The following is a 23,000-nucleotide window of genomic DNA, read 5'->3' on the forward strand; positions in this document are numbered from 1 at the left end:
CTCTAGGATCAGAAGTTGACGCTGATCGCCGCGCCGATGACGCGCGGCTGCAGGCGAGCCGGATAGATCAGGGCGGCGAAGGCCGGGTAGATGACGCTGTCTCGATTGAGGATGTTCCTGGCGAAGATCGAGCCGGTCCAGCCCTTGGCTTGCACGCCTAGGCGGGCGTTGAGGATCTTCTGGATGTCGGAGCGCGCCGGGGTCGCCTGGAAGTTGCGCATGAAGACCTGGAAACGATCGGCGTACTGGTAGTCGACCCGCAGGTAGCTTGGCAGGGTCGCCACGTCGAACCGGTATTCGGCCGAGGCCGACCCGGTGAAGCGCGGCACATAGTCGGCGCGATCGCCCTCCAGGTGCTCTACCGAGCGGCTCTTGTATTCCATGTTGTTCCAGCCACCGCTGAGGCTGAAGGTCAGGGCGCGAACGGGCGTGTAGCTGAACGATCCGTCGACGCCCCAACCGGCGACCTTGCCGCCGTTGGTGGTAAAGTTGGTCGGCAAGCCGGGGATGTTGGTCGTGGTCTGCACACCGTCCCAGACGTTGCGGTAGACGGCCAGCTCGCCGGCCACCGCGCCGCCGCTGGATCGGAACTTGCCACCCGCTTCATAGGTCCAGATCTTGTCCGGATCATAGGTCGGCGGCACGGTTCCAAGACCCGCGCCCGAAGAGGTGAGATTGAAGCCGCCGCTGCGGAACCCCTTGGCGACGTTGGCGTAGAGGCTCCATTGCGCGTTCGGCTGCCAAGCCAGGTTGAACCGTGGGCTCAGGGCCGTGAACGTCTCACGTCCTCTGTCGACCGCCGGAGCGTTGAAGATCGTCGAGGTGGTGTCCTGGACGCGCCGATCCTCGAAATAGCGAAGCCCGACAAGGGCGGTGAGGGTCGGCGCGATCGCATAGCTAGCCTCGCCGAACACGGCCCAGGAGCGGGAGTTGGACGGAGACGTGCCTTTGAACGCGTACAGGGTCACGCCTGGCGGAATGACGTTGGGGGTCACCAAGGATCCGCCGACGCCGTCGCTCTGCGAGTTGCGATAGAAGCCGCCGACCGTCCAACCGAACGCGCCGTCGCCTTGCGAGGCCAGCCGCACTTCCTGCGTGAAAATCTGGCTGTTGCTCCTCGCGCTCAAGCCGATGCTTCGCACCGCCCCGGCCGGAACACCCAAGAATGGCAGGAAGGGCGTGAAGGTGGCGGTCAGGTCCTGGACGAGATCGTCGCGGCGGTCGATGAAACCACTGGCGCTCAGCAACTGCGCAAAGCCCAGATCATAGGTGGCGGTCGCGCTCAGCAGGGTCGCCTGCGAGCGGACAGGCGTCGGCAAGGCGTCGAATACGGCTTGATCGCCGTCGGCAAGGTTCTGCGCGCCCAGCTTCAGTTCCTGGTGCTGGGCCATGACGGTCAGCTTGAAGTCGTCACTGAACTTCATCGCGACCTTGCCCCGCACGGTCAGGGCGTGCCCGGCGTTGACGTTGGTCTCGCCCAGTCGAGGGTTGTCGATAAAGCCGCCGAACCGCTGATAGCCGCCCGCCAACCGCACCCCGAGCCGATCGTTGACGAGCGGCGCATTGACCACGCCGTCGGCTTTCCAGTCCGTCCCGCCACCGCTGACGGCGCCCAGCTCGGCGCTCGCCGAGCCCCCCGCGCTCTGCAGGTCGACATCGTTGGTAATGTAGCGCAGGGTTCCTCCGACCGCCCCCTGACCATAAAGCGTGCCCTGGGGACCGCGGAGAACCTCGACGCGCCGGATGTCCAGCAGGCGCACGTCCTGGCCAGACTGGTTGTTCTCGGTGTTCAGCGGCATCTCATCGAGATAGACGCCGATGGTCGGCAGGCCGTTATAGACCGACACGCCCCGCATCTGGACACGCTGCTGCCCCGGCGCGAATTCGGTGATCGATAGGCCCGGCACGCCGTACTGCAGGTCATTGATCGTCGAGGCGCCACGCCGCACCAGCTCTTCCTGGCCGATGGCCGAGATCGACAGCGGCACATCGTGCAGAGCCTGCTCGCGCTTTTGCGCGGTCACCACGATTTCAGCCAGTCGTGTGTCGTCGACGGCCCCGCCGGCTTGAGCGTGGGCCTGAGCCGAGATGGCCAGGGCCGATACAGCGCAAAGCAAACCGCAAACGCGAGATCTTTTCATGATGAGCATCCTCCCAACTCTCAAAAAGGAGCGTGCGATCGCTTTTTATTTATGGCAAGATATTTTTTCACCGTCGGCGCTGTCACCGGGCGCGCGATCGGCTATCGTGAGCAAGTGATCGCTTTTCTTGAATAGGCGAGCGCACGGTGCAAAAATTTTGGGCAATCAGCGGACATGCCAAAAAGAGACCAGCGCTACATGGACGCCCAGCGCGAGGCGATCGCGCGCGCGGCGTTGGAGGTGCTGCTGGAAAAGGGCGTCTACAAGACGTCCTTGCGCGACATCTGCAAGGCCGCCGGCATTTCGATCGGCGCGCTCTACACCCACTTCAAGACGACGGAAGAAGCCATCGTCGCGGCTTGTGCGCTGGACCATGTCGAACGTGAGGCCGCGCCGCCCGCCGAGACTTGGGACGAGTACGTCGGGGGATTCAATATCGGCTTTCAGAAGGGCGGCCGCGACAGCCGGCGGTTCCGCCTGTCCCTGCAGTTCGTCGCTGAACTCACCCAGATGGACCATAATCCCCCCGGCCTGAGCGCGATTTATCACCTCTACCGGGAATCGATCGCCAAAAGCCTGCGCCGGCTGCATCAGTTGGGCGAGATCAGTCTACCGCTCGGCTTGGAGATGACGGTCGAGCTTCACATGCAACTCGGGGCCGGATCCGAGTATCAACTGGCTTCGGACCGCGATCTCGCCAGCGACGGCGTCCTGCAGGCCTTGCGCACGGGCCTGGCGCTGACGGCTGGCCGCATGAACGGGTCGGAAGACGCCGAACATTCCGCCCCGCCGGACCGTTCCGTTGCGGCGGCGTCGACACCCCCCAAGCCTGCGATGGCCAAGAGCCAATGATGGATCGCGCCGAAGCCATTGCGAGCGCACGGAAGCTCTGCCGCTCGTTGTCGGGCGCGCCGCTTCCCCTGGCGCGCGCCAAGGAGCTGTTTCGAACCTTGGCCAGAGCGCAGGGCTGGACGGTCGATGAAGAGCGGGACATCACCGCCTTGGGCGTGTGGCTTGAGACACACCCTTCTCCAAGCGTTCTGAAGGACCGTTGCGAGCGTCTGCTCAATACGCTGGGCAAGGCCTAGGTGGCGAAACGGTCCGTTCAGCGGCGGCGGCCGAAGAGCGCATCCAGGGCGACGCGGGCCTGCAGTCCGATGGTGCGGGGCCGCAGGCGGTTGGCGATGACGTCGAGCCTGCCGGCGGCCAGCGCCTGCACCGATCGGAAGCTGGTGGCGCCGCCCTCGTTGGTGAGGTTGTCGGCGAACAGGCTGAGGGCCACCTTGGGGAAGGCCACACCGAGCCGGGCGTCGACGTGGTCGATGGCGTCGCTGGGCAGGTAGGCGGCGAAAGAGGTGAAGCGGCGCGGCGAGTTGTGCTGCCAGGCCAGTCGGGCCAGCAGGGTCGCCTGGGCGCTGATCGGGCGCCGGTAATCGACGGCGGCGTTGGCCGTGAACTTGGCGATGTCGTCGACCGGCGCGCCGTCGGTGATGCCGGTGCCCGCCACCGAACCGGTGTATGTGGCGTCGGCGTAGCTGGTCCCGGCGCTCAGGGTCAGGGTCGAGGTCGGCCGCGCGGTGAGGCTCGCCTCGATCCCGTTGGTCTGGGTGCCCTTGGAGTTGATCAGGCCATTGAAGCCGGTGGCGCCCAGCGGAACGCGGACGGTCACGTCCTTCCAGCGGCTGTGATAGACCGCCGCCTCGAGCGACACTCGCCGCTCGAGGAACTCGGCCTTGGCCCCGGCCTCGTAGGTCCAGATGGAATCCTGACCCAGCGCCGCCGGCAGGTTGACCCCAAGTTGTCTGGCGATACCCGACGGCATCGTCGGCTGCAGTTGGCCTGAACGGAAGCCCTTGGCGGCGCTGACATAGAGGTTGAGGTTGGATCGCGGCCGCCAGGCCAGGCTGAAGCGCGGGTTGAGGCTGTGATAGGTGTGGCCGGCGTCGGGCGTCACCACCCCGGCATTGGTCTCCTGGCCGCCCAGTTCGTCGCGGAAGTAGCGCAAGCCCGCCGTCAGGTCGATCGGCGCGTCCGGAAGGGTGTAGGTCGCCTCCCCGAACACCGCCTGGGCCTTGCTATGGGTCTGGTCGCGATTGTCGAGGCCAAACAGCGAGAGCATGAAGGCGTCCTGGCGCTCGGAGGTGCGCTGATAGGCGCCCAGCGTCCACTGCAGCGCCCCCTGCCCCGTCGAGGCCAGCCGAAGCTCGTGAGCGTCGACCCTGATCCCGATCGTCGAACTCAGCGTCCCGCCAAACAGCGAACCGGACTGGGGCAGGTCGAAGGCGTTGTGCGAATAGCCGTAGAACAGCTCGGCCCGGCCCAGGTCGTAGCGGGCGCTCAAGCCCGCCAGTTCGTACTTCAGCGTGTTGGCCAGCACGATCGACTGCGAGATCTGGCCATCGTCGGTGGCGTTGGAGCCGCCGCCCGCGAAGTCGCCCTTGTAGTACCAGTAGCTGGCGTCCAGCATCAGATGGTCGGTGGGCTTAAACCTAAGCTTGGCGCGGAAGGTGTCGATGTCCTGGGTGTTGAGGTCGCGCCGCCCCGTGGCTCGATCATCGATCCAACCGGAATAGTCCTCGTGCGTGCCGGCTAGGCGCAGCGACAGCTTGCCGTCGATCAGCGGTAGGTTGGCTGTCGCCTTCAACCCGGTGTTGGTCCCTCCGCCCTCGGTCGTCGAAACCAGGCTGTCGGCCTTGGCCTCCCAGTCCTGCAGGTCGGGGTTGCGGGTCAGCACCCGCACCGTGCCGCCCATCGAGCCTTCGCCAAACAAGGTGCCCTGCGGCCCGCGCAGCACCTCCACCCGCTCCAGGTCCCAGGCCCGCACGTCCGGGCTGATCGGCACCGTCACCCCGGTGAACGGCAGCTCGTCGAGATAGAAGCCGTTCTCGTTGGCCCCCAGGGATGTGGAGATCCCCCGAATGGTGATCCGCTGCGCGCCGTTACCAAGATCATAGACACCCACGCCCGGCGCGGCCTGCAGGAAGTCGCCGAGGTTCTTCGCGCCCTGGGTCTCGAGGTCAGGCCCGGCGAATGCTGAGATGGCGATAGGCACCTCCAGAGCGCGCTCCTCGCGCTTGCGGGCGGTGACCACGACCTCGCTGACGGAAATGTCGATCGGTTGAGCGACCCACGCGCCGCTCAGGTCGACGGAAATAGCGGCCGTTGGCCCCGGCGACGGGGAGACGACATAGGCGCCGGCCGGCGTCACCGTGAAAACCAGGCCGCTGGGCGCAAGCAGGCGGCGCAAGGCGTCCTCGACCGCCAACCGGCCGGCCAGGGGCTCGGCCAAGCGCCCTTGAACAAGATCGCTGCGGAAGACGATTTGCCGCTGCGTGGTCCTGGCGAAGGCGCGCAAAGCCGTGTCGAGAGGTTGGGCGGGCATGGCGAACACGCGCGTCTCCGCCCTTGCCGCCAAAGGCGCCCATTGCAGGGCCACGCCGATCAGGACGGCGCGGGTCCATCCCATTGCGTGTATCGCGCCGACCACGATTCCAACCCCGGACACCTCGGTGGAGACCTTAGCAACATCGCGCTTTCGAACGAAATCGCGTCGATAGGTCCCGGCCCAAAAAGATGGCCGCCGTTGGCTGCGAGCCAACGGCGGCCTTAGCTGTGCCCACCTTTTCTTCTTCTTATCCTCGAGTGGCTAGCGCAGGGCGTTGATCAAAAAGGTCATGCGATCAGCCATCAATTCAGGCCGGCTCAGAGGATCGCTGACGCCATGCCCCCCCTCCTGATCTTCCAGGTAGTAGACCGGCGAGCCGGCCGCCTTCAGCTTGGCGGCGAGCTTGCGGGCATGGCCAGGGCCGACCCGATTATCCGAGGTCGCCACGCTCACCAGGAAGGGCGGATAGCGGCGGCCTGCCACGATGTTCTGATAGGGAGAATAGCGCTCGATCGCCGCGCGCAGGGTTGGGTCCTTGGCGTCACCGTACTCATTGGTCCAGGCCGCGCCCATTCCCATGAAGGGCATGCGCACCAGATCGGTCAACGGCACGTCGCTAACGATCGCACCGTAAAGATCAGGACGCTGGACCCCCATCACGGCCGCCAGGAGACCCCCATTGGAGGAGCCGAAGACCCCGATGTGACGCGGGCTGGTCAACCCGCTGGCGATCAGATCCTCGGTCACGGCGGCGAAATCGTCGTAGCTGTTCTGACGCTTCTCGCGGATCGCCGCCTGGTGCCAGGCCTCGCCGCGCTCGCCGCCGCCACGGATCATCGGCATGACCAACGCCCCGCCGCGATTTAGCCACAGCGCCATGGCCTTGCCGCCGACGGTCGGCCCCAGATAGTCGGGCGACAAGGTGATGCCGAAAGCCCCGTAACCGGTCATCAGCACGGGCGTCGCACCGGGCTTGCCGGGTGTCTTCGGTCGGACGAGATAATAATCGATCTCGGTCCCATCCTTGGACTTGGCGGTCTTCAGCTCCACCACCAACCGCTGGGGGTCGATGGCGGACGGCTCGGAGAACAGCGTGGTCCCCTGCGCGATCGCGCCGGTGATCAGGTCAAGACGATTGGGCGTGATATAGCCGCCACGCTGGGCGATCGCCGCGTCGCTGGAGGGATCGACGGCGACGAAGCTAATGGCGACGCCGACAGGCTCGGGAGGGTTATCCTGAACCGTCCAGCCCTCGCCTGATGGCTTGGCCGTGACGATCCTTTGCACGCCGCGGCGGGAAACGATCATTCGCAGTTGGCTCTGGCCCGGCGCCATACCGCCGTAAGGATCGGCGATGAAGTCACCCTCAGCCGGCGTGTAAACAAGGCTGAGCCGGCGATCGACCGGGATCTCGGCGCGCAGATCGTAGGCGACCACGCTCTCGGCCGGCAAGGTCTTGCCATTGACGGAGGCGGGCTCGCCGAGTTGCGCGAAGACGCGCCCCCCGGCGAAGGCGCCCAGTCCCATCTTGATCTTCCTGGGCACCGAGGTTGGCTCGACCGCACCGTCGGGCCGAACGACCAGATGCTCCATGGTCGAGTAGTCCAGCGCCCGTACGATCACGCCGACGCGGCTGGGCCCATCACCGGTCGCGCCGATCGACATCAGGGCGTCGGTGGGCTGCGCGCGATAGACAACCTTGGCCGCCGACAGCGGCGCGCCCCGCGTCCAGATCGCGACGCTGGCGGGCCAGCCCGTCGGCAGCGCCGGCGCGTCACCGACCGTGTGCTCGATCAGCAGCCGATCCTTGTCCAACCAGGCCACGAAACTACGACTGGCGGGCGTACGAAAACCGTCCTTCACGAAGACGCCGGCCTTCAGATCGAACTCACGCAGCTCGACCTCGTCGCCGCCCTGCGGCGACAGACGCAGTATGCAGCGCTCGAAGTCAGGGCCAACGCACTGAATACTCGTCGCGCCAAATTGCAGCTCGTAGGCCTTGCCTTCGGCTTTGCGCAGCACATCGACATCGAGCACCGCACGCCACGCGCCTGGCGCGCCGTTCGCGCCACGGCGCGCGACGGACAGCACGCCGTGCGGATGGGCGACCGATCGTTGGAAGCGCAACATGATCGGGCCATAGAGCTGATATTGCGGCGGCGGTTCGGCCGCGGCCAGCAAGCGCTTCAACTCGGCTTCAATATCGGCCCGCTCCGGCATGGCCGCGATCTGGGCCTGGGAGACCTTGGTCTCCTCCATGGCCCAGGTCAGCGCGCGCGCATCCTGGGGCGGTTCCAGCCACTGATAAGCGTCCTGGGCGTGGGCCGCACCCGCCAGACCCGCGACCAGACTGACCATCGGAATGAACGTCTTCAACAGCGATCTCCTAAATATGGGTCGATCTTCCCTGGCGCGAGCCCTCATCGTCCGCTTCCCAAGGCGACGCTGGCCTGCAGGCCGATGGTGCGGGGCCGCAGGCGATTGGCGGTGATATCGAGGGCGCCGGAGGCCAGGGGTTGAACCGCGCGGAAGTTGGTGGCGCCGCCTTCATTGGTGAGGTTGTCGGCGAACAGGCTGACGGTCACCTTGGGGAAGGCCACACCGAGCCGGGCGTCGACGCGGTCGATGGCGTCGCTGGGCAGGTAGGCAGCGAAGGAGGCAAAGCCCCGCGGCGAGTTGTGCTGCCAGGCCAGTCGGGCCAGCAGGGTCGCCTGGTCGCTGATCGGCCGGCGATAGTCGACCGCGGCGTTGGCGGTGAACTTGGCGATGTCGTCCACCGTGGCCCCGTCGGTGATGCCGGTGCCGGGCACCGAACCGGTGTAGGTCCCATCGGCATAGCTGGCCCCGGCGCTCAGGGTCAGGGTCGAGGTCGGCCGCGCGGTGAGGCTCGCCTCGATCCCGTTGGTCTGGGTGCCCTTGGAGTTGATCAGGCCATTGAAGCCGGTGGCGCCCAGCGGAACGCGGACGGTCACGTCCTTCCAGCGGCTGTGATAGACCGCCGCCTCGAGCGACACTCGCCGCTCAAGGAACTCGGCCTTGGCGCCGGCCTCGTAGGTCCAGATGGAATCCTGACCCAGCGCCGCTGGCAGACTGATCCCCAGCGGGCCGGCTAGGCCTAGCGACACGGTCGGTTGCAGCTGGCCCGAGCGGAAGCCCTTGGCGGCGCTGACATAGAGGTTGAGGTTGGATCGCGTCCGCCAGGCCAGGCTGAAGCGCGGGTTGAGGCTGTGGTAGGTGTCGCCGGCGTCCGGCGTCACCACCCCGGCGTTGGCCTCCTGGCCGCCCAGTTCGTCGCGGAAGTAGCGCAAGCCCGCGGTCAGATCGATCGGCGCGCCCGGCAGGGTATAGGTCGCCTCCCCGAACACCGCCTGGGCCTTGCTATGGGTCTGATCGAGATTGTCGAGGCCAAACAGGGGAAACTTGAAGACGTCCTGCCGCTCGGAGGTGCGCTGGTAGGCCCCCACCGTCCACTGCAGCGGCCCATGCCCGGTCGAAGCCAGCCGAAGTTCGTGGGCGTCGACCTTGATCCCGATCGTCGAGCTCAGCGTCCCGCCAAATAGCGAACCGGACTGGGGCAGGTCGAAGGCGTTGTGCGAGTAGCCATAGAACAGCTCCGCCCCGCCCAGGTCGTAGCGACCGCTCAGACCGACGAGCTCATACTTCAGCGTATTGGACAACACGACCGATTGGGACAATTGCCCATCGTCCGTGGCGGTCGAGCCGCCGTTGGGGAAGTCGCCCTTGTAGTACCAGTAGCTGGCGTCCAGCGTCAGGCGCTCGGTGGGCTTAAACCGCAGCTTGGCCCGGAAGGTGTCGATGTTCTGCTCATTGAGATTGCTGCGCCCGGTGGCCCGATCGTCGATCCAGCCCGAATAGTCCTCGTGCGTGCCGGCCAGGCGCAAGCCCAGCTTGCCATCGACCAGCGGCAGGTTCACCGCCGCTTTCAGTCCGGTATTGGTCCGTCCCCCGTCGGTGGTCGAGACCAGGCTGTCGGCCTTGGCCTCCCAGTCCTGTAGGTCGGGGTTGCGGGTCAGCACCCGCACCGTGCCGCCCATCGAGCCTTCGCCAAACAAGGTGCCCTGCGGCCCGCGCAGCACCTCCACCCGCTCCAGGTCCCAGGCCCGCACGTCCGGGCTGATCGGCACCGTCACCCCGGTGAACGGCAGCTCGTCGAGATAGAAGCCGTTCTCGTTGGCCCCCAACGACGTCGAGATCCCCCGGATCGTGATCCGCTGCGCGCCGTTGCCGATGTCGTAGAGGCCCACGCCCGGCGCGGTCTGCAAGAAATCCCCGAGGTTCTTGACGCCCTGGGCGTCCAGGACCTCGCCCGAGAACGCCGAAATCGCGATCGGCACGTCGAGGAGTTTTTCCTCCCGCTTACGCGCGGTAACCACGACCTCTTCGATCGTCGTGGGCGCACGGGCCGTCTCCGCGGCCAAGGCGTCCGAGCCGTAGCCCGCGAGGGGAACCACAAGCCCCCAGGCCATCAAGGTTGCGGCGGAAGCCATCAGTCGCCGACGGCAAGCTCTCTGCGTGTCCATGAATTCCCCCTTCGCGGCCGACCAAAGCTGGCGGCTGGGGATAAGACGCGGCGGGCGGTCCGACTCTCACCTGTTCCCGCCGCGAAATTTCATGGATTCGTCATGATCCGTTTCTCGAGGTTGATCACGAACCGGCCGAGCGCAGGACGGTTTCCCCGGTCCCCGAGCGTTCGGTGCGAATTGGATAGGCCGCGACGATCGCCTCAACAAAAGCGGCGGAGTCCCCAGCGTTGAAGACGCCATTGATTGGCAGGCTTCTTGCCGCTTCATCACCGATGACGAGCTTCTTGGCGCTGTAGCGGTTCATTCGCGTCACGGCCGCCTCAAGCGGTTCATCGACAAAATCGAGCTGGCCCGTCTCCCAGACGAGCGAGCGCGCCGCATCGGCGCTCGAGACGCGCGTCGGCCCGCCTCCATCCTCGCTCGCCGACAGTTGCTGCCCCGGCGACAGGGAAGTCGTCCCGGATCCGGGCCGAGCCTTGGTCGCCAGCAGGTCGCGGCGATCACGCGCCTGCCCCGGCGCCACCACGACGCTGCCTTGATAGACGATCACTTGCAGTCGCCGGTTCACGACCTCGACGCTGAACGCCGTTCCCGTCGCGATCGCGGTGCGCCCGGCCGCCTCCACGGCGAAGGGCCGTTGGGGATCGTGGGCGACGTCGAACTTCGCCCGGCCCTTCAGAAGCTTGAGGATACGACTTTGGTCACGCAGATCGACGCTCACCCAGCTGTCGGCGTCCAGCGACAAGCGCGAGCCATCGGCGAGTTGGACCACTCGGCGCTCGCCAACCGCCGAGGTATAGACCTGTGGGCGCATGGCGAGCCACGTCGCCCCGATCATAATCACAGCGATCAGGCTGGCGGCTAGGGCCAGGGGGTGAGCCCAACGGCGAGATGGGCGCTTGCCCCATCGTTCTTGATTGGCGCGACGCATCGCCTCGAGGGCCGCGGCGCGCTGGGCGATGACCTCCGGCTCGTTGCCGATTTCCTGCAACCCGCTCCAAACGCGCAGGGCCCGATCCAGGGCGACCGTGTTCGCCGGATCCGCGGTGCGCCAATGCTCGAACGCGGCTTGCGCCTGCACATCAAGCGAGCCTTCGGAGAGCCGGACACACCATTCTCCCGCCTGCTCTTCGCGGCTCGCGGCGGCGGACGGAAAGGATTCTTGGCTCATGCGTCGTCTCCCGTCTTGGCGATGAGCTTGGCCATGGCCCGATAGATATGCTTGTCCACGGCGCTGGCGCTGATCCCAAAGCTCTCGGCGATCGTACGGCGATCGATCTGTTCGTAGCGAAAGAGGAGGAAGATTTCCCGGGTCCGCTCCGGCAACTCCGACAGGCCCTGCTTCAGCAGAGCCAGTGACTCGCGGCCGGCCGCGACGCGATGCGGATCGAACGGATTGACGCCCGCCCCTTCCACCAGCCGCGCGCCTGCTGCGTATTCACGGCGAACCTGCTGGCGACGCGCGCGGTCACGCAAAAGATTCGCGGCCGTCTGGAAGACGTAGGCGTCTGCTTGCCGCATCCGCCCCGGATCAATTTCCGCGAGGCGTATGAACACCTCCTGGGTCAAATCCTCGGCCTCGGCGTAGTTTTGCACCCGGCGGAGAAAGAACGCCATCAGCGCGGGACGATGGTCCCGGTGAAGCCTTTCCAGTGCATCCGCGCCCTTCGGCCGCATCGTCTTCGTCCACACTCTTCGCCCCGTCCCCCTAAAGACGCACGAGGCGGCGGCTTTCACAGCCCGTACAACGACAATATCGGCGAGGCCCTCGAACGGATGGGCAATTTTAGACACGCCGACACCATCGCGTCGGACAGCGTGTCCTCGATCCCGAGGCGGCTACGGCAGTGGACTGGTGTCGAACGACGCCCCGTAGAGCTTCATTAGGTCGTCGACGACCGACGGATGCTTATCGAAATCAAGCCGGCCCGTTGGAGCCAAATCGGTATCGCTCAAACGATCGTAGAGCGCGTAGCAGACCTGACCATTGTCGAAACGCGACCTGTAGGCCAGGCCATCGATCTCCGGGAACGCCTCAAAGAGATCGAGCGCGAGCTGACGGCTGGGTCCGTAGTCGTCGACACTAATCTCGCCAGCGTGGACGCCGTGCCAATGCAGCCCTTCGTCAAAGATCTTTGCCAGGCGAAGGGGGCGCTGGATCTGCAACCGCGTGGCGGCCCGCCCGTCGGCCTCCGATCGCCGTATTACCCGCCCCGGTCGGCGCAGCACAGTCTCCACATAGGCTCCCGGCAGTTCGATGGCCGCATAGAGCGTACGATATTCACCGGCGGGTGCATCGAAGCGATTGCCGGGCGCTAGACCAAGCTTCGGCCCGAAGAAGATCGAGCCTTTGTTCTGCCAATGGACGCGAACGATCTCTGTCCCTTTCGGGATCTCGAGCGGCAAGAGACCGCTCGCAAACCGCGATGGAGACCCTCCCCCCGGCAAGGATCAGTCCTCATCCAAGCCGAGATACGCGCGCGCGGCCGCAACTACCTTCTCAGGTGAGCCCTCCCGCAGCGCCTGGATCGGCGGCTGGGCGAGATTGGGATCATGATCAAGGAGGAACTGCAGCGCTGACCATCCACCTGCGCTCTCAAACTGCCGCACCACGTCCGCCAATCCGGGAAGAAACAGGACCTCCTCTCCCTTCTGGACCCATTGCAGTCGCGGCAGAACGAGTTCGTCGCCATGCATCATGCCAAGCGCTGTGCCTGCCTTGATCCGCTTGTGAAGCGCCTGGCGTGAAATGTTAAGGAGCTTTGCTCCTTCCGTCAGGGATACCCCCCCCCCGGCTCGTTCGAGAAGGGTCTCGCGCAGTTGCATAAAGCGCTGCTCTGCGGTCGGCTCCGTCTCACTCGCATCGACTTCGGCCAGGAGATTGGCCGACAGCTCGAACTGCTGGGTCGCGACATCGAGATGCTTTGCGAGTTCAGCCGACGCCCGGCCTCGATCGTGATGCCAGAGCATCAATAGCTCCTGGCGGGCCGGTGTCAGATCGCAAAGCGTCGAAAACGCATCGCTCCATAGGAGCTCTGCCCGGCCGCTCGGCGTCCACTCGTGCATCAGGGCGTTTCGCACCTCCCGCGATCGATGTAGGCATGTGTCGATCAGCGTATGATACCAGCGGCTCGAGGCCTTGTAGCGGATGCTCGGGCGGTGCGCCGGCAACCGGATCTGCTCGTCCGACTCCGCAAACGCAGCGCTCAAAAGTATCGCCGCATGACTGATCCTCGGGGGAAACACCGCGATCACTTGAAGCGCAGAGCGCGCCGCCTCATGCATCTCGATGGACAGGCGATGGAGATTGGACGGCTCGATTCCGGGGTATTTCAGGATCGGAACGTAGTGCTCGATATCGACGTCGTAGCCGAGCAATGGCCGGACGCTCGTCGACATTGGCAGCGACGGACCACGATCTACCGTCCAGACGGGCAACCCACCGCCGTAGTAACGGCGTGGCGCCGTCGGCGCCGCATGCTCATGAACCAAATGCCCTAGCCATTCGACGAGGCTCATTCCAGCCTCGCGAGCCCGCACCTCGGCAAAGGCCCGGGTTGCAGGATCCATCTCGTTCAGGGTGTCGAGGCTGCTCATCATCTTTGAATCCTAGCGTCACCAAGAAGCCAGGTTGATAGTACGGAGTTGATATGGGCCTAATTTTGACAACCATCAACCGCCAGCTAGTTAGAAAGTGAAATCGTTCTCACTAAGTTCCGTGGCGTGCGTTAACGAGGTTCAGGCCTCCTGGGCGAATGCCGGTTGGGAAGCTCAAGATCCAATTCCCACAAAGGCCCCCTCCCCGGCGGACCGGAGTCTCCGGCTTCAGCCGGTGCAGCGCAATAAACTGCCGTTGATTCGCCTCTAGAAGCTGGACGTTCAGACGTCGACAAGGTCGATTGGCGGCCTTGTTTCGCCCATAGCAGCGTCTAGCTTAGCCTGATGAGCGAAGACGAGCTGACCGACGCAGAATTCGAAGCCTTCCTAGAGAAGAACCCCTCCACCCTGCCGCCGTTCTCCTACACCTTCCGGGGCATTGACCAAGAAGGCGTTCGGAACGCGCTAGTCAGCGTGATGCAGCCGCTCGCGGACTTGATGAGCAGGCTCTTTTCCTTGAAGGGTCTTGATGGCGTCACGGTGGCTACGGACTACCATGAGGCGCTCAATGCGCTTGATCGTGGTGCGGATGCCAAGGAGAGGATCACCCCGACGACGGAGAGCTTCGGGACTGGCCTTGCGATGGCGCTCGGCATCGTCAAGGACGGTCGGATGAGGACCCACGTCGTGTTGCAGGCGGGATTGGCCGGCGGCCTACTCAGCGACGATCCGGGCCTTCGCGCCTTATCGGTGCATACTTTCATGCACGAGTTGGGTCACGTCGCGGAGCATACTCTAGACCATGACCGCTTCGGCGCGGCGATGGTGAAGCCCTACAAAGATCGTTACGCCTTCGAACTCTATAGATACAGCCACTCAGCTTGGAGCGAGTACTTCGCTTCCCGCGTCAGCGCCTCATGGGGGCAGGACGTCTTGGAGGGTTTGCGGGAGCTGTTCGAAGGCTCGTTACGCCAAGCACTGGAAAAGATCACCGCGGCCCGTCGTCTTGCCGGCCCCTTTTCTGGAACGGCCAACGACGATGCGGCGATGGCGATCATTGAGCAGGTTTCGAAGCTGATGAAGTTCGCCGGCTACGTGATCGGTCACGCCCGCGGCGAAGAGGTCGAGCCGCTCGAAGCCGGCTCCGCGCACCGAGCGCTTCTTGAAAAGCTTGGTCTATCGGACTGGTTTGACAGATTGGCCCTCACCCTTGATGACCTTTACGAAAGCCGTCTCGAGTGGACCGATCTTACCGTATTCGGGCCGCTACACCGCCTGCTGGAAGACGGCTGCCGGACTTTCAAGGTCGAGCTTCGCCCGGACGAAGAGTATGGACTGGCCTGGCGGATCTGGTTCTGATCGCGCGCAGCGGCCAGGCCGGGCCGCGTGGCGCCATGACCGGACCTTGGCGCGCCTCCAGAAACTGGACGTTCAGCTTTTGATAACAGCCGCCTAGGTTCCCCCTCCAGTTCATGGCACCGCTTTGAGGACGCCGATCTTGCGAAGATGTGCCAGCGCCTTGTCGTTGAGTCCCTTACGGAAATAGGTGCGTTCGCCCGAGACATCACCGAAGAACCGCTCGAACCGGGAGATGGTCTCGTCGGCGCCGGTCCCGCCGGTGATGACGGTGATATCGGGCCGGTACTTCTCACTTAACTGCACCCGCTTGAGTAGATGCTTGAACTCGAAGTCCGCCGCCGGCATCGAATAACCAAAGAACACCCAGTCCGACGAGCGCTTCAGATAAGCTTCGGCGGCCCGCCAACTTCCCGCGTCCATGGGAAAATCCAGGGCCTTGCGATAGCTGAACGTAGCGAACCGTGTCCCCAGGGCGTTAGCCTCGCAGTGCGGGCAGGCCAATTCCAGGACCCCTGGCTTGGTCTTCAAGCGGGTAAAGGGGGAAATCGCTTCCCAGTCCCGATCTCGAAACAGCGTCTTGGCGATGACCTCATGTTCCGAGGGCGGCAGCCAGAACGTTTCTCGGCAGGCGTCACAATAGAGCCAATTGGCCGAGCCGTGGGGCTTTAGGATATTGAGACGCGGCCCATCGGCCAAGCGTCGACGGGCAAGCTTGCCCTTGGAGACCTCGCAAGCCGTCGCCTCGAAACCGTAGTCGACGCGCCGAGCCAGCTGGGTCCGGGCAACGCCCTGCTCGAAGACCGTGTCCCAGTTCATGCTTAGCACAGCGGTCTTCTCCAGATCGAAGGCCCCGAACAGCGTCTCCAATTTGGCCCAATCGTCGTCGGGATTTTTCTGACGACGCCGATAGGCCTGGCCCAACATGCGGATCATGCGCACGATGATGGCGCGCCGAACGACCCGCAATTGCGAAGGCGAGAACTCAGGACCAAGGTGATGACCGGTGTTGGCCGAGAGATCCACCAGGGTGAGGATGTCTTCCATCTCGGGCCACTGGTCGGCCGAGCGTTCGGCGCCTTCTCCGAAGATCTTGTCGACAAACGCCTTCAAGAATCGCACCTGACCGTTGCTGGGTCCGTCCGAGACAAGCCTCTCTACGTCGAGAAGCTGGGCCGTGAACTGGCTGGCCAGCGGCAGGCCGGCATTGGCGGAAAAGCCCGCGCCGACGATCAGCAGTTGCTGTGGTTGAAAGGTCAATCCGCCCTACCCTCAAGCTTGAGCCCAGTTGAAGACAGGCACAGGTCCGACGCAAGTCATCGCGGCCCCATCACGACCGATTTTGACGCACCAAGCAGTAGACTTTGCCGCGCCAAGCCGCCTCGGATACAACTCAAGCATGACCCAGATCGCCCTTACGCCGCAGGAACAGGCGCTTGTCGACGGCATCGTCTTTGACCTTGAAGATCTGTCGCCCCGCGATGTCGACGCCAATGGTCAGGCGGTAGCGGCGCTAACCCAGGCGCTGCGCGAACGCGGCGCCATCCCTGACCAGCGCTGGCGGGTGTTCGCCGATCCCGAGTTCAATCCGGGCGGCTACGGAAGATCCAACCAGCAGATCTTCGAGAACAACGGCCGCACCGGCGAGGCCATCTATCAGCACGTCCACTTCCTGCCCTATCTCCACTATTTCCTGCACGGGGCAGACCTGCCAGCGCGCTTCAAGACTGAGTTTGGCCAGGCCGCCGAGCGCATGGCCCCGATCACTTCCGGGGACCTGGCGCCGTTGGGCAAGTTGGCACGCAAACTCGTCCGCGATCATGGCCTGAACGTTCATGACGCCCGCGATCAGGTTTTTAGGCTGGCGGTCGACTGCGGCCTCAGCGCCTCGCAGGCTGTGTTCGTGCGCACAGCGGTCAGCCGATGAGCGCGCCCGCTTCCGCGCTCGCGGACCTACAGCTTACCGGCCAGCAGTGGACGGCGCTTGGCAAGCTGACCGACAGCGGGACCCTCTTCGAGCCTCTGGCCAAGCGCCCGGGCATCGGTCCCAAGACGGTTGATCGCTTGATGGAACTCGGACTTGTCGAGAGCGGCGATCCTGGCCCCGTCTGGCGTCAGCGCGGATCCCAGATCGGCTACCGACTGACCGCGCTCGGCCTAGATGCGCGCGAAGCCGAACATATCTTGCGTACCGGGCGGCGGGTGAGCGACTGGATGGGGTGCCTTTAGATCCATGAGCGGCCTGACCGCAGGGCGCCGCGGCAGCGCCCCTGACGGCCGTCGCCGGATAAGTCTCTTTGGAAAAGCGCCGATTTCTCTTCACAGCGCCGTTGCAACAGGTAGGCGTAGCCCATATATGCTCATGATGAGCAAAAGGCGTGATCGCTGGAGTGGGTGCGATCGTCGCCGGGCAGACTCGTAAGGATTGGCTGTGGCGCGGGACGCCAGCTTGGAGGTGGGAGAGTTGAGCGCTGACGTGCCGTAGGTCGCGGGTCGATCAAGGCGACACACTACATCTTGTAGGGCATGCCCGACTCATGAAATTAAAATAGGCTTAACGCCCTCTTCCTATTCGCCCACGAATCCGCCTACAAGGTGCGATAACGGCGTGCTGGGGCTACAGCTTTCCGTGAAAATTTAGCGACCTTGGTTCCTCACGGACCCACGTCGCATACAGATTGTTTTGAAGCGTAACCGACTGAATGTCGTGGTGGGAGAGGCCGGCCAATCAACTGGCAGGTCGGGCGGTCGAGCCTCTCCCGTGTCCGACTCTTTCATCGGCGTTGGCATCATTAGACGCGGCGACAGTTGTTCACAACTGTCGTTTTCGCGGAGGTGAGCGAGCCCTCGCCGCATGAACGGGTCCTTATATGGAGGCCGTCATGGCGAAAATCTGGAAGGAAGATCGCGCCCGCGATCACTTAAAAAAGAAGATCAAGGACGTCGAGACGGTCACCGTCGTCAACTACACGCGCGAGACCTCGCTCGAAAACATTCCGACGAACAAGGCCTACCGGGTGGACGGCGTCCACCTCTACGCCGACATCGTCAATCTCGACGACATGCTGGCGGTGACCAAGGAAGAAGGCGAGATGTGCCACAAGCGCACGCTGCGCTTCTTGAACCTTCACTACCGCGCCGCCCACCGCGCCATCGTCGGCGCCGACGCCAAGCGCGTGGATTTCCACAACCAGCGGCTCCACGCCCTGATCGCCAAGCCTTATGACAGCGAGGCCAAGCGCGTGCATCGCGCCGTGGCCCTGGCCCAGCTGATGATCGACGTCCTGGCCCAGACCGGCGATAGCGACCAGCACATCCCTGACGCCAAGCTGCGGGTGGGCATCGACACGGGCAAGGCCCTGGCCGTCAACAACGGCCGCAGCGGCTATCGCGAGCCGCTGTTCCTGGGCGCGCCGGCCAACCACGCCGCCAAGCTCTCGGGCGCGGGTGCTGCCACGGGCATCTACCTGACCAACGAGGCGCGTAAGGCCATCGGCCTGGACGAGGTCGACACCCCGAAGACCACGCGCCTGACCAAGGACGAGATCAAGGCCAGCCAGGACGCGGCGGCTCTGGAGGTGACGGCCGAGAGCATCGTCGAGGACTGGCGCAAGGATCTGGCCGACAACCCGATCGGGTCGTTCGAGTTCTCCCGCCCCACCCCGCCGCTGAAGAACCTCGACATTCCCGTCCTCACCCCGGGCAACTCCAAGCGGTTCGAGGGCGTGTCGACCTATGCCGACCTGGACAACTTCACCCAGTACGTCGCCGACAATATCGACGACAACGCCGAGGACGTCGTGCGGGTCCTGCACGTGCTGCGCGCCGAGATGGACCGCGTACTGACGTCCGATTTCGAAGGCGCCAAGATCCGCTTCATCGGCGACTGCCTGCACGGCATGTCGCTGGAGGGCACGGCCAAGACCACCGACGACGAGGAGAGCGTCTCCACGGCAGTTCTGTGCGCGGGCGCGCTGCGCAGCAGCTTCGACCTGGCGATCGAGATGCTGGACAAGGAAGGCATCGACGCCTCGAGCCTGGGCCTGCAGATCGGCCTGGACTTCGGCCCGATGACCATCACGCGCCTGGGCCTGAAAGGCGACCGTGTCCGCTGCGCGGTCAGCCGTGGCGTGCGCAGCGCCGAGGCCGAGCAGTGTCGATGTGGCGACCGCGAGACCGCCATCGGCCAGGCCGCCTACGACGCCGGCAGCCGGGCGGTGCGCGATCTCTTTGGCACGTCGCGTAAGATGGCCGATCTGGACTACGACACGGCCGTCGACGCTTTGGCCGAGAGCGGCGACGAAGTGGCCAAGGCCGCTCGCAGCGCCGGGTTCGCCGTGGCCTCCCCGGCGGTGGCCAAGGCAGCCGAGACCGTGGTCAAGCCGTATGTCCGCCTCATCTGATGGCCGCATCGCCGAACTGATCGCCCAGCAGGCCGGGATCCACGGCGCACGCGTCCTGAGCCATCAGGGCCGCGCGCTGCTGGTTCTCGTTCAACTGCGGCGCAGCAGCGGCAAGGTCACGCCCTATCACCTGCACGTCGAAGTGACACGGGGTGATGTTCTGGTGCGGGAACACACGCCCGAGCGGCTTCCCGCCTTCTGCCCGGACCGCCACATCAATCCGGGGGGCGGCTTCTGCCTCGGCTATTCTGAGACCGATCCGCAGCGCATCGAGGATGACGAGGGCGTGGTCTTGTGGTGGCGCAAGGTGCTGAAGTTCCTGGCCCTGCAGGAGACGGCTGCGCGGCTGGGCCGCTGGCCCACGACGGTGGAATGGGCTCACGGCTCGGCCGCCGTGCACCAGGCCCGCGCCGAGCGCTGCGCCGAAGCCTTGGGCCACCACTTCGTGGAAGCGCTGGGTCGGCGGCGGCTGCAGGTCCGCCGCCGTGGCAATGCGCCGGCCTTCGTCACCCTGCGGGAAGGCGAGCGCCGGCTCTATTCGGTCTGGGTCAAACCTGGCCGGGTGGCCACCCTGCGCCAGCGTTGCGTCTGCGGCTCGGGCAAGGCGCTTAACGCCTGCGCCGACCATGCGGCGATGGCCGCAGGCCTGGTCCAGGCACTGATGGACTGGAACGAGGCGGAAAAGCGCTTCTGGAAAGCGATGCGCCAGCAGACGTGCTGCGGATCCATGCCCGATTGCCCGATGAACAAGACGGTCGCGCCGCCGCCGCCCGCCGCCTTGGCGGCCTGAAGAGGTTGAAGATGTTGGAACGTTATCAGGGCCCAGAGGCCCGCAGGCTGCGGGTCGAGGCGGCACTGGAGAGCAAGCTGGCGAAAGGCGACCAGATCCTGGCCGAGGCGATCGCCGATCAGGCCGTGCTGCAGGGGTTTTCGCCTGGCGAGACGCTGATCCAGCAGGGCGCACATGACAATCAGGTCTACATCCTGATCGCGGGTGCGTGCGACGTCATCGTCAACGGCAAGACCGTCAATCGCCGCGCCGCTGGCGATCACGTCGGGGAGATGGCCGCCATCCAGCCGGCCCAGGGTCGCTCGGCGACGGTGCGCGCCACCGAAACCGTCGTGGCCTTTCGCCTGGAGGAGCCGTTGTTCGCCGCCCTAGCCGGCAAGCACCCCGAAATCTACCGCGCCATCGCCAAGGAGCTGGCGAGGAGGCTCTTGCAGCGCAACGCCGTCACCGGTGTCCCGCGCCAGAAGCCACGGGTCTTCATCATCTCGTCGGTGGAGGCGCTGAAGGTCGCGCGCGCGGTGCAATCGGCCTTCGAATATGACGACTTCAATGTGATCGTCTGGACCGACGGAGTGTTCAAGGTCGCGAACTATACCCTCCAGAGCCTGGAGGACGAGATCGACAAGTCCGATTTCGCCGTGGCCATCGCCCATCCCGACGACACGGTGCGCAGCCGCAAGAGCTTATGGCCTAAGCCACGCGACAACGTCATCTTCGAACTGGGCCTGTTCATGGGCCGCCTGGGTCGCGCCCGCGCCATCCTGATGGAGCCGCGCGAGGAGAAGGTACAGTTGCCGTCGGATCTGGCCGGGGTAACCACCATTCCCTACCGGTTCGATCCGCAGGCTCCGGCCGCCTCGATGGGGCCTGCTTGCAATCGTTTACGCGAACACATCCTCGAACTTGGCCTGGCGGTGGGCTGAACCATGACGACAGTCGCCGCCCTCCCTGCCCCTGCGCGCCTTAGCCCAGCGGACGCGCGCGCCTTCGCCACCACCCAGCTCGACCGGTTAATGGGCTTCTACCCGCGCATCGACGGCAAGGCCTCGTTCCTGCTGGCGCTGAACGTGTCGATGCTGGGCTTGATGGCCCTGAACTTTCCGGTTCGGGACATGACCAGCCCGCGTGGCTTGGCGGGTATCGTCGCGGCTATCGCCCTCTTCTTGGCGCTCTGGCGACTGGGTTATGTATTCTTTCCCCATCTGGCGCCGGGCGAGCGGATGTCGCTGATCTATTTCCGCGACATCGCCCTAGACACTTGGCGCAACTATCATCAGGCTTTGACGACCACGAGTGAGGATGCCCTGCTAGAAGATCTGAGCTGTCAGATCTGGCGCAACAGCAAAATCCTGAGGATCAAATACGACGAGACGCAGCTGGCCTTGAAGCTCATGGTCGTGGCGCTGTTCCCTTGGCTCCTACTTCTACTCGCCGCGGCCCTGCGCGCGGGTAAGTTCCTGACCAGCACTTGAGGCGCGAGCCTTCGAGGTCCTTGAACTGGCGGGATGGGTCGCGCCACAAGCAAACTGGGGTTTCCCTTCCCCCGCTTGGACGTCGCGAACCGGCCCTCCCGCTGTGGGCCTGACCGGCATCTATGCCTACTGAACTGTCTTTAAGAGATTTCTGATGCGCGCCTTGATGTTCTCGTAGGTCATGCTCAGGTGATTTTTTGCGACTTGGTTCAACAAGCCCGTATGTCCCACGGCGTTTCGAGCGGGTTTATAGGAGACAGCGTCTCGCCAAAGAGAGGGGCCGTTGTTGATTTTGCCTCCCTCGATGGTTTGGGCGAGTTCATCCATGCTTAGATAATCGATATCTTCCTCTGATTTACGAAGGTCGAAGCTGATGTTCGCGGCGGCCTTGCCGATCTCTTCTCGCCCACGCCATTGCTTTGCGATGTTCTCGATAGGCTGCGTCAGCTTCTGGCCGCGATAGGTGATGTATTTCCTCGCGAGGTTCTCCGAGAGAAAGCAATCGACATAGGCTTGGAGGTTGAACTCGGCATCCCCTCGTAGTTCGCCGATCCATTCTGCGACCGCATCCTTTCCCGTGTCGCCCTCTTCAGGCGAATAGTCTTCAGCTGTCAGGTTGTAGAGATCGCGTGCCTTTCGCTGCCTCTTCGTCTTTCGCGGATTTTCGTCGTCACCCTCTAGGCCGCGCTCGAGACGGAATTGATCCCACTGGTCGATGATCATGGGGACCAGATCCTCATCGAGGAATTTCATCAGCGCCTTGAATTGCGCGTCATCCTCGACGACGCCCTCGCGGCTACTGGTAAATGGATCGACGCCTTCACGGTCCAAAATATCGAAATGAAGTTGCCCGTATAGGTAGTTTTCGACGATCTTTTGCGTAGGTATATGGCGCAGAATATTCTTTTCCCTCAGGCGTCCGTTGACGAATAGATCGATCGTTGCTCTCTCTTCGGTCCCGGTTATTTTTAGATTCCTTGGTATCGTGACGGTGGCAGCGAAGCCTTTGACGTTCAGCCTTGTCGTAACCGGTACGGGCGCGCGCTTTAGCTTCGTAAGCGCGCCAATGTATTTATCGTCGTAGCCATTCACCAGCCACAAGAATTCGGTCGCTTGAGCGAGGTCCTTAAGATCATCCTCACCCACGAGGCTTCCATTGACGTGGATATTAAAGGACGCGTCGATGACCGAAAATTTGAAGCTAAGCGCCAGCATCTTCTTGATGTGTTGGGGCGAGCTCCTCAACTGCTCCTTGACTGACCTGCTCCTGAAAAACTGGACCGGTTTGAGCTAGAATTTTCTCGTTTTGCGG

The 23,000-nt window shown here is 64.2% G+C and carries 19 protein-coding genes; 9 read left to right on the forward strand and 10 right to left on the reverse strand.

The window, feature by feature from the left end; genetic code table 11:
* Positions 1-8: 8 nt before the first annotated feature.
* Positions 9-2,141, reverse strand: coding sequence for a TonB-dependent receptor (locus Q0379_RS06710; protein ID WP_299006039.1), 2,133 nt, complete (start codon positions 2,139-2,141; stop codon positions 9-11).
* Positions 2,142-2,339: 198 nt separating this feature from the next.
* Between Q0379_RS06710 and Q0379_RS06715 the strand changes: the two genes are divergently transcribed.
* Both Q0379_RS06715 and Q0379_RS06720 read left to right on the forward strand, forming a co-directional pair.
* Positions 2,340-2,993, forward strand: a complete 654-nt coding sequence (locus Q0379_RS06715; protein ID WP_299006042.1) for a TetR/AcrR family transcriptional regulator — start codon at positions 2,340-2,342, stop codon at positions 2,991-2,993.
* Complete coding sequence (locus tag Q0379_RS06720; RefSeq protein ID WP_299006045.1) at positions 2,993-3,229, forward strand: hypothetical protein; 237 nt, start codon at positions 2,993-2,995, stop codon at positions 3,227-3,229. The genes Q0379_RS06715 and Q0379_RS06720 overlap by 1 nt, the downstream gene beginning before the upstream one ends.
* Positions 3,230-3,246: 17 nt before the next feature.
* Here the strand turns inward: Q0379_RS06720 and Q0379_RS06725 are convergent, their stop codons facing one another.
* The 7 genes from Q0379_RS06725 to Q0379_RS06755 all read right to left on the reverse strand — a co-directional run bounded on the left by Q0379_RS06725 (position 3,247) and on the right by Q0379_RS06755 (position 13,667).
* Entirely contained in the window at positions 3,247-5,607 is a 2,361-nt protein-coding gene (locus tag Q0379_RS06725; protein WP_299006048.1) for a TonB-dependent receptor, read from the reverse strand.
* 180 nt (positions 5,608-5,787) lie between these two features.
* Positions 5,788-7,902, reverse strand: a complete 2,115-nt coding sequence (locus tag Q0379_RS06730) for a prolyl oligopeptidase family serine peptidase (RefSeq protein WP_299006053.1) — start codon at positions 7,900-7,902, stop codon at positions 5,788-5,790.
* A gap of 44 nt (positions 7,903-7,946) precedes the next feature.
* Complete coding sequence (locus Q0379_RS06735) at positions 7,947-10,034, reverse strand: TonB-dependent receptor (RefSeq protein ID WP_299006056.1); 2,088 nt, start codon at positions 10,032-10,034, stop codon at positions 7,947-7,949.
* A 157-nt stretch (positions 10,035-10,191) separates the two neighbouring features.
* Positions 10,192-11,241, reverse strand: coding sequence for a FecR domain-containing protein (locus Q0379_RS06740; RefSeq protein ID WP_299006059.1), 1,050 nt, complete (start codon positions 11,239-11,241; stop codon positions 10,192-10,194).
* Positions 11,238-11,747, reverse strand: coding sequence for a sigma-70 family RNA polymerase sigma factor (locus Q0379_RS06745; RefSeq protein ID WP_299006062.1), 510 nt, complete (start codon positions 11,745-11,747; stop codon positions 11,238-11,240). The genes Q0379_RS06740 and Q0379_RS06745 overlap by 4 nt, the downstream gene beginning before the upstream one ends.
* A gap of 162 nt (positions 11,748-11,909) precedes the next feature.
* The gene (locus tag Q0379_RS06750) at positions 11,910-12,476 is read right to left on the reverse strand and encodes an RES family NAD+ phosphorylase (protein WP_299006065.1); all 567 of its coding nucleotides are present in this window, start codon (positions 12,474-12,476) and stop codon (positions 11,910-11,912) included.
* A gap of 45 nt (positions 12,477-12,521) precedes the next feature.
* Positions 12,522-13,667, reverse strand: coding sequence for a hypothetical protein (locus Q0379_RS06755; RefSeq protein WP_299006068.1), 1,146 nt, complete (start codon positions 13,665-13,667; stop codon positions 12,522-12,524).
* A gap of 345 nt (positions 13,668-14,012) precedes the next feature.
* Here Q0379_RS06755 and Q0379_RS06760 point away from each other — a divergent pair, with 345 nt between their 5' ends.
* Positions 14,013-15,026, forward strand: a complete 1,014-nt coding sequence (locus tag Q0379_RS06760) for a hypothetical protein (RefSeq protein ID WP_299006071.1) — start codon at positions 14,013-14,015, stop codon at positions 15,024-15,026.
* A 111-nt stretch (positions 15,027-15,137) separates the two neighbouring features.
* Here Q0379_RS06760 and Q0379_RS06765 read toward each other — a convergent pair whose 3' ends face one another.
* Complete coding sequence (locus Q0379_RS06765; RefSeq protein WP_299006074.1) at positions 15,138-16,283, reverse strand: hypothetical protein; 1,146 nt, start codon at positions 16,281-16,283, stop codon at positions 15,138-15,140.
* A 139-nt stretch (positions 16,284-16,422) separates the two neighbouring features.
* Between Q0379_RS06765 and Q0379_RS06770 the strand changes: the two genes are divergently transcribed.
* The 6 genes from Q0379_RS06770 to Q0379_RS06795 all read left to right on the forward strand — a co-directional run bounded on the left by Q0379_RS06770 (position 16,423) and on the right by Q0379_RS06795 (position 21,688).
* Positions 16,423-16,950, forward strand: a complete 528-nt coding sequence (locus Q0379_RS06770) for a hypothetical protein (protein WP_299006077.1) — start codon at positions 16,423-16,425, stop codon at positions 16,948-16,950.
* Entirely contained in the window at positions 16,947-17,252 is a 306-nt protein-coding gene (locus Q0379_RS06775; protein WP_299006080.1) for a hypothetical protein, read from the forward strand. Before Q0379_RS06770 ends, Q0379_RS06775 begins: the two co-directional genes overlap by 4 nt.
* A gap of 653 nt (positions 17,253-17,905) precedes the next feature.
* Positions 17,906-19,426: an adenylate/guanylate cyclase domain-containing protein gene (locus Q0379_RS06780; RefSeq protein ID WP_299006082.1), complete on the forward strand. Its 1,521-nt coding sequence runs from the start codon at positions 17,906-17,908 to the stop codon at positions 19,424-19,426.
* Positions 19,410-20,216, forward strand: a complete 807-nt coding sequence (locus Q0379_RS06785; protein WP_299006085.1) for an E2 domain-associated cysteine-rich protein — start codon at positions 19,410-19,412, stop codon at positions 20,214-20,216. Before Q0379_RS06780 ends, Q0379_RS06785 begins: the two co-directional genes overlap by 17 nt.
* An 11-nt stretch (positions 20,217-20,227) precedes the next feature.
* Positions 20,228-21,139, forward strand: a complete 912-nt coding sequence (locus Q0379_RS06790; RefSeq protein ID WP_299006087.1) for a TIR domain-containing protein — start codon at positions 20,228-20,230, stop codon at positions 21,137-21,139.
* A gap of 3 nt (positions 21,140-21,142) precedes the next feature.
* Positions 21,143-21,688 carry a Pycsar system effector family protein gene (locus Q0379_RS06795; RefSeq protein ID WP_299006090.1) on the forward strand — a complete coding sequence of 182 codons (546 nt, stop codon included), beginning with the start codon at positions 21,143-21,145 and terminating at the stop codon, positions 21,686-21,688.
* A gap of 126 nt (positions 21,689-21,814) precedes the next feature.
* Here Q0379_RS06795 and Q0379_RS06800 read toward each other — a convergent pair whose 3' ends face one another.
* Positions 21,815-22,903: a hypothetical protein gene (locus Q0379_RS06800; RefSeq protein ID WP_299006092.1), complete on the reverse strand. Its 1,089-nt coding sequence runs from the start codon at positions 22,901-22,903 to the stop codon at positions 21,815-21,817.
* Between the last annotated feature and the right edge of the window lie 97 nt (positions 22,904-23,000).

This window comes from uncultured Caulobacter sp. (assembly GCF_937900395.1).
GTDB lineage: Bacteria > Pseudomonadota > Alphaproteobacteria > Caulobacterales > Caulobacteraceae > Caulobacter.

Excerpts from the sequence above, each read along its gene's own strand:
- Q0379_RS06710 (WP_299006039.1), bottom strand. The coding sequence starts at position 2,141 with ATGAAAAGATCTCGCGTTTGCGGTTTGCTTTGCGCTGTATCGGCCCTG.
- Q0379_RS06715 (WP_299006042.1), top strand. The coding sequence starts at position 2,340 with ATGGACGCCCAGCGCGAGGCGATCGCGCGCGCGGCGTTGGAGGTGCTG.
- Q0379_RS06720 (WP_299006045.1), top strand. The coding sequence starts at position 2,993 with ATGGATCGCGCCGAAGCCATTGCGAGCGCACGGAAGCTCTGCCGCTCG.
- Q0379_RS06725 (WP_299006048.1), bottom strand. The coding sequence starts at position 5,607 with ATGGGATGGACCCGCGCCGTCCTGATCGGCGTGGCCCTGCAATGGGCG.
- Q0379_RS06735 (WP_299006056.1), bottom strand. The coding sequence starts at position 10,034 with ATGGCTTCCGCCGCAACCTTGATGGCCTGGGGGCTTGTGGTTCCCCTC.
- Q0379_RS06740 (WP_299006059.1), bottom strand. The coding sequence starts at position 11,241 with ATGAGCCAAGAATCCTTTCCGTCCGCCGCCGCGAGCCGCGAAGAGCAG.
- Q0379_RS06745 (WP_299006062.1), bottom strand. The coding sequence starts at position 11,747 with ATGCGGCCGAAGGGCGCGGATGCACTGGAAAGGCTTCACCGGGACCAT.
- Q0379_RS06755 (WP_299006068.1), bottom strand. The coding sequence starts at position 13,667 with ATGAGCAGCCTCGACACCCTGAACGAGATGGATCCTGCAACCCGGGCC.
- Q0379_RS06760 (WP_299006071.1), top strand. The coding sequence starts at position 14,013 with ATGAGCGAAGACGAGCTGACCGACGCAGAATTCGAAGCCTTCCTAGAG.
- Q0379_RS06770 (WP_299006077.1), top strand. The coding sequence starts at position 16,423 with ATGACCCAGATCGCCCTTACGCCGCAGGAACAGGCGCTTGTCGACGGC.
- Q0379_RS06775 (WP_299006080.1), top strand. The coding sequence starts at position 16,947 with ATGAGCGCGCCCGCTTCCGCGCTCGCGGACCTACAGCTTACCGGCCAG.
- Q0379_RS06780 (WP_299006082.1), top strand. The coding sequence starts at position 17,906 with ATGGCGAAAATCTGGAAGGAAGATCGCGCCCGCGATCACTTAAAAAAG.
- Q0379_RS06785 (WP_299006085.1), top strand. The coding sequence starts at position 19,410 with ATGTCCGCCTCATCTGATGGCCGCATCGCCGAACTGATCGCCCAGCAG.
- Q0379_RS06790 (WP_299006087.1), top strand. The coding sequence starts at position 20,228 with ATGTTGGAACGTTATCAGGGCCCAGAGGCCCGCAGGCTGCGGGTCGAG.
- Q0379_RS06795 (WP_299006090.1), top strand. The coding sequence starts at position 21,143 with ATGACGACAGTCGCCGCCCTCCCTGCCCCTGCGCGCCTTAGCCCAGCG.
- Q0379_RS06800 (WP_299006092.1), bottom strand. The coding sequence starts at position 22,903 with ATGCTGGCGCTTAGCTTCAAATTTTCGGTCATCGACGCGTCCTTTAAT.